The 6,744-nt window shown below is 36.1% G+C and carries 7 protein-coding genes; all 7 read left to right on the top strand.

From position 1 onward, the window contains the following. The first annotated feature begins 152 nt into the window (after positions 1 to 152). The 7 genes from HMPREF3106_RS01345 to mraY all read left to right on the top strand — a co-directional run bounded on the left by HMPREF3106_RS01345 (position 153) and on the right by mraY (position 6,742). Positions 153 to 506: a hypothetical protein gene (locus HMPREF3106_RS01345; protein WP_070443905.1), complete on the top strand. Its 354-nt coding sequence runs from the start codon at positions 153 to 155 to the stop codon at positions 504 to 506. 181 nt (positions 507 to 687) lie between these two features. After that, positions 688 to 1,119: a division/cell wall cluster transcriptional repressor MraZ gene (gene mraZ / locus HMPREF3106_RS01340; RefSeq protein WP_039848828.1), complete on the top strand. Its 432-nt coding sequence runs from the start codon at positions 688 to 690 to the stop codon at positions 1,117 to 1,119. Between the two features lie 14 nt (positions 1,120 to 1,133). Next, the gene (gene rsmH / locus HMPREF3106_RS01335) at positions 1,134 to 2,078 is read left to right on the top strand and encodes a 16S rRNA (cytosine(1402)-N(4))-methyltransferase RsmH (RefSeq protein ID WP_070443902.1); all 945 of its coding nucleotides are present in this window, start codon (positions 1,134 to 1,136) and stop codon (positions 2,076 to 2,078) included. Between the two features lie 21 nt (positions 2,079 to 2,099). Next, positions 2,100 to 2,471, top strand: coding sequence for a cell division protein FtsL (gene ftsL, locus HMPREF3106_RS01330; protein ID WP_005605986.1), 372 nt, complete (start codon positions 2,100 to 2,102; stop codon positions 2,469 to 2,471). Next, positions 2,468 to 4,255, top strand: a complete 1,788-nt coding sequence (locus HMPREF3106_RS01325; protein WP_049555038.1) for a peptidoglycan D,D-transpeptidase FtsI family protein — start codon at positions 2,468 to 2,470, stop codon at positions 4,253 to 4,255. The genes ftsL and HMPREF3106_RS01325 overlap by 4 nt, the downstream gene beginning before the upstream one ends. Positions 4,256 to 4,271: 16 nt before the next feature. Further along, the gene (locus HMPREF3106_RS01320) at positions 4,272 to 5,765 is read left to right on the top strand and encodes a UDP-N-acetylmuramoyl-L-alanyl-D-glutamate--2,6-diaminopimelate ligase (protein ID WP_049555037.1); all 1,494 of its coding nucleotides are present in this window, start codon (positions 4,272 to 4,274) and stop codon (positions 5,763 to 5,765) included. A 20-nt stretch (positions 5,766 to 5,785) separates the two neighbouring features. Beyond that, positions 5,786 to 6,742, top strand: coding sequence for a phospho-N-acetylmuramoyl-pentapeptide-transferase (gene mraY, locus HMPREF3106_RS01315; RefSeq protein ID WP_049555036.1), 957 nt, complete (start codon positions 5,786 to 5,788; stop codon positions 6,740 to 6,742). The last annotated feature ends 2 nt before the right edge of the window (positions 6,743 to 6,744 follow it).

The raw sequence follows: 6,744 nt of genomic DNA, 5'->3' as shown, positions 1-6,744 counted from the left end.
AAATTCCATCAACCCTAAAAATTATAGAACCTTTCTTTTTATAGTTAAGAAGCAAAATGTACCAAAAATGATTTGTATCATTTTTGATACATTTAAAAATATTATGAGTTTTAAGAAATCTATTGTAAACTAGTAGTGATGGAGGTGAGTCAATGTTATTTTTTGAAATCGTACTATGGTTAGTATTTATTTTAAGTTTTGTGGGCTTCACGGTCGTTTTTGGAAATCGAATCTTCTATAATGAGACTCGCTTCATAACTATTCGTGAAATTATGACACCAATGCTATTGTTGGTATTACATACCACTAGTGTAAATGCCTATGGTTATTCTTGGTTTAGTTATGCTACATTAGGCTTTGCTCTTATTGGGTTAGCATTATTATATTTCAAGTTAAAAAGAGGGAAACTAGTTCTTAGACCTTTCCTCCACCAACTATTTTCCATTTCGTTTTTATTTTTTGGATTGCTTGTCTTATTAGTACAAGTGGGAAGATTCTTTAAATAATTGCATAAAATCAATAGTTCTAAGCTCTTTACGCGGAAAGTGTAAAGAGCTTTTTTTGTGCATTAAAACAGCCTATAGGGGGAGAAAAAACTTTTTTTAAACTTTTTTAGTAAAAAAGTGGTGAAAAGTGGTGGATTGTGGTAAACTATGGTTACTATATTATTGGAATGGAGGAGTCTGCATGTTAATCGGTGAATATCAACATACAATTGATGCAAAAGGACGTATGATCGTGCCAGCTAAATTTCGTGAAGATTTAGGATTCACCTTTATCGTGACACGTGGACTTGATGGCTGTTTATACGGTTATCCTCTGGAACAATGGGAGCTCATCCAAAATAAATTAAGAGACTTACCACAGTCCAAAAAAGATGCACGTGCCTTTACACGTTTTATGAACTCTGCTGCGATTGAAGTAGAATTTGACAAGCAAGGTCGTGTGAATATCTCTCAAACGTTACGCGCGTATGCGGGATTAGAAAAGAATTGTCGTGTGATTGGAAACAATGATCGTATTGAGATTTGGAATGAAGAACGTTGGCAAGAATATATTGCTGAAACAGAAGAGAATTTTGAAGAATTGGCCGAAAATATGATTGATTTTGGCTTTTAGAAAGGGAAGGGACCATGTTTAAACATATCACTGTATTGCTACATGAAACGGTAGATGCATTATCCATTAAGCCAGACGGAATCTACGTAGACTGTACACTGGGTGGTGCGGGACATAGTCAATACTTACTTAGCCAATTAACGACAGGGCATCTTTATTGCTTTGATCAAGATATGCAAGCCATTCAACATGCAAAGGCTCGTCTTGCTAAAGAAGTAGAAGAAGGAAAAGTAACTTTTATTCACGCGAACTTCCGTCAGTTAAAGAAAGAACTTGGGAAACTAGGTGTTTCTAAAGTGGACGGAATTCTATACGATTTAGGAGTGTCTTCACCACAACTTGATCAGATTGAAAGAGGATTTAGTTATCATCAAAATGCAAAGCTCGATATGCGAATGGACCAAAGTGCTCCGTTAACGGCAGAAGAGATTGTAAATGAATGGAGCTATGACGAATTAGTTCGTATCTTCTATCGTTATGGAGAAGAGAAGTTCTCGAAACAAATTGCGCGTAATATTGAACGTATTCGTGCTCAACACAGAATTGAAACAACCGGAGAATTAGTGGATATCATTCGCGATAGTATTCCTGCTGCTGCAAGAAGAAAAGGCGGACATCCTGCAAAAAGAATTTTCCAAGCGATTCGTATTGCTGTGAATGATGAATTAGCAGCGATAGAAGATTCCTTGGAGCAAGCATTCGAAGTAGTTTCAGTTGGCGGAAGAATTAGTGTTATCTCTTTCCACTCATTGGAAGATCGAATCGTGAAAACAATGTTTAAACAACAAAGTACGGTTGAAAAAACTCCGAAGAACTTACCGATTTTACCAACGGAAGAAGAAAAAGCTCCGTTTCAATTGGTGAATAAAAAACCAATTTTACCAAGTTTAGAAGAAATAACAGAAAACTCTCGTTCGCAAAGTGCGAAGTTAAGAGTCATTGAGAAAATTAAAGGATAATTTAGAAAGAAGGGATTACTAGTGGCATTAGCAGAAAAATATGTAGACACGTTGAATGTGAGCGTACCTAAGCAAACGCCTCTAGTTCGTAAGGGGCAAGAGGTTACTTCAATTCCTGAAGAAAAACAAAAAGCAAACTTAATGCAAGTTTTAATTCTTTCAGGAGTGGTTTTAGCGTTCTTAGCAACAATGACAATTGTCGCTAGCATGATTGTTGCTAATAAAAATAGACAATTACAGGACATTGAATCACAAACAACACTTATTCAACGTGAAAATAATACTTTACTTCAATCAACACAAGAATTGTCTCAATACGACCGTGTCAATCGTATCGCAAATGAACAAGGCTTGAAGATGAATGAAGATAATGTTAGGAATGTTGGACGATGAAAAAAACGAATAACAATAACATTGCGAGAAATAGGCGTCGAGCGAGCTTTATTTTATTGGGACTCGCTAGTGTCTTATTTCTCATTTTTTCTGTACGTTTCTTTAGAATTATGGTTTTAGGGAATATTCATAATGTAGATTTACGAGCAGAAATTAATGATAAAATTCATCAAAAAAGGACTTTAGCGGCTAAACGTGGAACCATCTATGATGCCAGTGGAAGTCCTATTGCGGTAGATGCAACGAATTATTCTATTTATGCAGTCTTGACCGATCAATGGAGTAAAAATGCAGAAACCCCAGATTATGTAACGGATATTAATAAAACAGCCGAGGCGTTGTCGAAACATATTTCTCTTTCTAAAGAGGAGATTGTAAAGATTTTAAGTCAGAAGGATGTTTCTCAAGTCGAATTTGGAAATGCTGGAAAAAATCTTTCGGTTCAAGTGAAAGATAAGATTGAAGCGGAGAAGCTTCCCGGAATTAAGTTTTCAGAGAGTCCAGCAAGATATTATCCAAATGGGATTTTTGCTTCTCATTTAATCGGATATACGGATTCTGTTGAGGAAACAGTTGACCACAAGACGACTATTTCTTTAGTTGGAAAGACTGGATTAGAAGGCCTTTATAATGAACAACTAACCGGAACGGCAGGAGAAGTAGAATATACGGTTGATGGGAATGGCTATGTGATTTCAGATACTGAGAAAGTAACGAAACAACCAAAAGACGGAAAAGATATTACTTTAACATTGGATAAGAGACTTCAAACTTACCTAGAATCTTTAGTCAGCGCGGCAGATAAGCAGTATCAACCTGTTCAGATGACTGCAATGCTAGTGGATCCAAAAAGTGGAAATATTGTAGCGGCTACACAACGCCCAACTTATAACTCTACGACGAAAGAGGGAATTGATGTTCAGTGGAACAACCTTCTAACAGACCAAGCTTATGAGCCTGGATCAACCATGAAAGTTTTAGCTTTAGCTGCAGCAATTAATGAAGGAGTCTTTGATCCAAATGAAAGATATCAATCAGGAAGTGTAAAGATTTATACGGACTTAGTTAGGGATTATAATAAAGTAGGGTGGGGAAATATCACTTATTTAGAAGGTTTAGCCCATTCTAGTAACGTTGCCTTTGTTCATGTTATTCAAAAGATAGGTGTCGAAAAATGGAAACAATATTTAGAAGCATTTGGATTTAGTAAATCTACTAATTCAGGATTTGCAAATGAAATATCTGGTTCAAATCCATTTAATTCCTACTTACAACAATTATCTACTGGTTTTGGACAAGGGATTACGGTTACGGTGTATCAAATGATGCAAGCTTTTACTGCGATTGCTAATGGTGGACAAATGCAAAAATTACGTTTAGTGGATCATTTTACAGACCCTAATACTGATAAAGAAACACCAAATCCAGTAAACTCATTAGGAAAAGTCATTTCACCAGAGGCGGCTAAAAAAACACTCGAATATTTATATCAAGCAACTCGAATGAAAAATGGGACGGCTTATGAATTTAATATTGACGGAGAAGAAATAGCAGCTAAGACAGGGACTGCTGAATTTATTAATCCAGAGACAGGTAAATACTATTCAAATGGAAATAACTATATTTTTTCTGTAGTTGGATTTGCTCCTTATAATGATCCAAAATATATTTTATATGTTACAGTTAAACAACCTCGGGTGGCTGTAACTGTAAATACAATTCTTAAAGAAATTTTCAATCCATTAATGAAGAGAAGTTTAGAATATTCAAGACTCTCTGAGTAAAAGAAGGAGGAAGAACATGTTTGCGAAAGAACTAGCGGATTTATTAGTCATTAAACGAGTGGAAGGCTCTTTAGATAATATCGTTGTAGATAAATTAGCTCAAGATTCGCGTAAAGTTGTGCCCAATACAATGTTTTTCTGTATCGAAGGTGTAACAGTAGACGGTCATCTTTTTGCGGGGAAGGCAAAGGAGTTAGGAGCTAATGTATTTGTTGCTTCCAAACCGATTAAAGAACAAGTTGGGGATTCCCCTGTGATTTATGTAAAAGATGTGACTCGAGTAATGACGCTTTTTGCGAATCATTTCTATGGTTATCCTTCAGAGAATTTAAATATGATTGGGGTTACAGGAACAAATGGAAAAACGACTGTAACCCATATGGTAGACTATTTATTAGAAGAATTAGGAAAGCCAACTGCATTGATTGGAACGATGTATCGTAAAATTGGTGAGGAACGTATTGAAACAAGAAATACAACACCAGAAATATTAACCGTGCATGAAACATTGCAAAAGGTTAAGGAAATTGGTGGAGATACCTGTATTATGGAAGTTTCTTCTCATGCTCTTCAATTGGGGCGTGTGTGGGGGATTGACTATAATGTGGCAGTGTTTACAAACCTTACGCATGAACATTTAGATTTGCATAAAACAATGGAAAATTATGCGCATGCTAAGAGCTTACTATTCTCACAATTAGGAAATCATTCTAAAAACGAGAAGCCACGGGTAGCTATCCTAAATCGTGACCAGGAATATTTTGAGCAATTTGCATATTCTACATCAGCGGAAATTATTTCCTATGGCTTTACTGAAGAAGCAGATATTCGAGCTACTGAAATTGAGAGCAATGGAGCGATGACAACTTTTGTAGTAACCGTGAATGGTGAAAAACTTCCAGTAATGATTCCAATGATTGGATTATTTAATGTTTACAATGTGTTGGCGGCGTTCGGAGTAGCGATGGTTAATGGAATTCCTTTACGAAAGGCGATTGAAAAAATTGCCAAGTTCCCTGGTGTAGGTGGACGAATGCAATTAATCCAAAAAGGCCAGCCATTCCAAGTCATTATTGACTTCGCTCACACCCCAGATGGGTTAGAAAATGTGTTGTCAACGCTCGAAGAAGTAAAAATAAATCGTGTAATCACAATTATGGGACATAGTGGAGGAAATCGGGATTCAAGTATGAGGCCAGAACTTGGAGAGATTGCTTTTGAAAAATCGGATTATGTGATTTTAACGGCAGACAATCCAAGACAAGAGTCTTTAGAAAAAATTTACTCTGAAATCGTATCAGGTAGAAAAAACGAAAATACTCCATATGAATGTGTAGATGATAGAAAACAAGCAATAGAACGAGCCCTAGAACTCGCACAAGAAGGAGATATCTTGTTATTTGCGGGTAAAGGTGTTGAACCTTACCAAGTGATTGGCGAAGAATATATTCCTTACAATGAAGTTGAGACGGTGGTTCAAGCGCTTGAAAAATTAGGGTACAAGAACTAGGGTAGAAAAAGGAGAGTATTATGATTGAAATCATTTTAGCAGTCGGGTTATCGTTTCTAGCAACGGTAATTGCCGAACCACATTTTATTCAATTTATGAAAATGAAACAGTTAGGACAAACGACTTTAGATGAAGGGCCATCTTGGCATAAAGCTAAAAGCGGAACACCAACGATGGGTGGACTAGTTTTTCTTTGTATGATTAGTTTATCTAGTTTAATTATGGGGGCAGTTTTTGGTCATTTCAATTTTGTTTTATTAAGTGGAGTTATCGGCTTTGCTTTCTTTGGTTCTATCGGATTTCTTGACGATTATATTAAAGTGTTTAAGAAACAAAATGAAGGATTAAAGAGTCACGAAAAATTTGCTCTTCAATTATTGGGAGCTGCAATTTTTGTGGCACTGTATCTTTTAAGTGGAAACCAACCTCTTATTTACCTTCCGTTGTTTGGAGAAGTAAATAGTATTATTGTTTTTGCGTTATTCACAATTATTTGGATTGCAGGTTTTTCAAATGCAGTGAATTTAACAGATGGTTTAGATGGATTAGCCACTTCAACAAATATTATTGCATATGCAACTTACGGAATTATCGCAACTCATGCAGGTCAAAATTCAATTGCTGTATTTTGTTTCTGTGTAGTAGGGGGATTAGCAGGCTTCTTATTATTCAACTGGAAACCGGCGAAAGTATTCATGGGTGATGTCGGTTCATTAGCTCTTGGAGCAGGACTTGCAATTATTTCCATTATGCTTCATAAAGAATGGACCTTACTTCTTGTTGGAATCATTTTCGTTTTTGAAACTCTTAGCGTTATCCTGCAAGTAGGGTCATTTAAACTAACAGGAAAACGAATTTTTAAAATGAGTCCTATTCATCACCATTTTGAAATGAGTGGATGGAAAGAAGTGAAAATCGTTTCAGTCTTTAGTGCTGTCGGTTTCGTTGCGGGGCTAATTGTTGCAATTATTTTCTAAGA

Source organism: Granulicatella sp. HMSC31F03 (genome assembly GCF_001807725.1).
Taxonomy (GTDB): Bacteria; Bacillota; Bacilli; order Lactobacillales; family Aerococcaceae; genus Granulicatella; species Granulicatella adiacens.
Note: the sequence above shows the minus strand (reverse complement) of the source record. Positions and strands in the feature narration are given on the sequence as shown.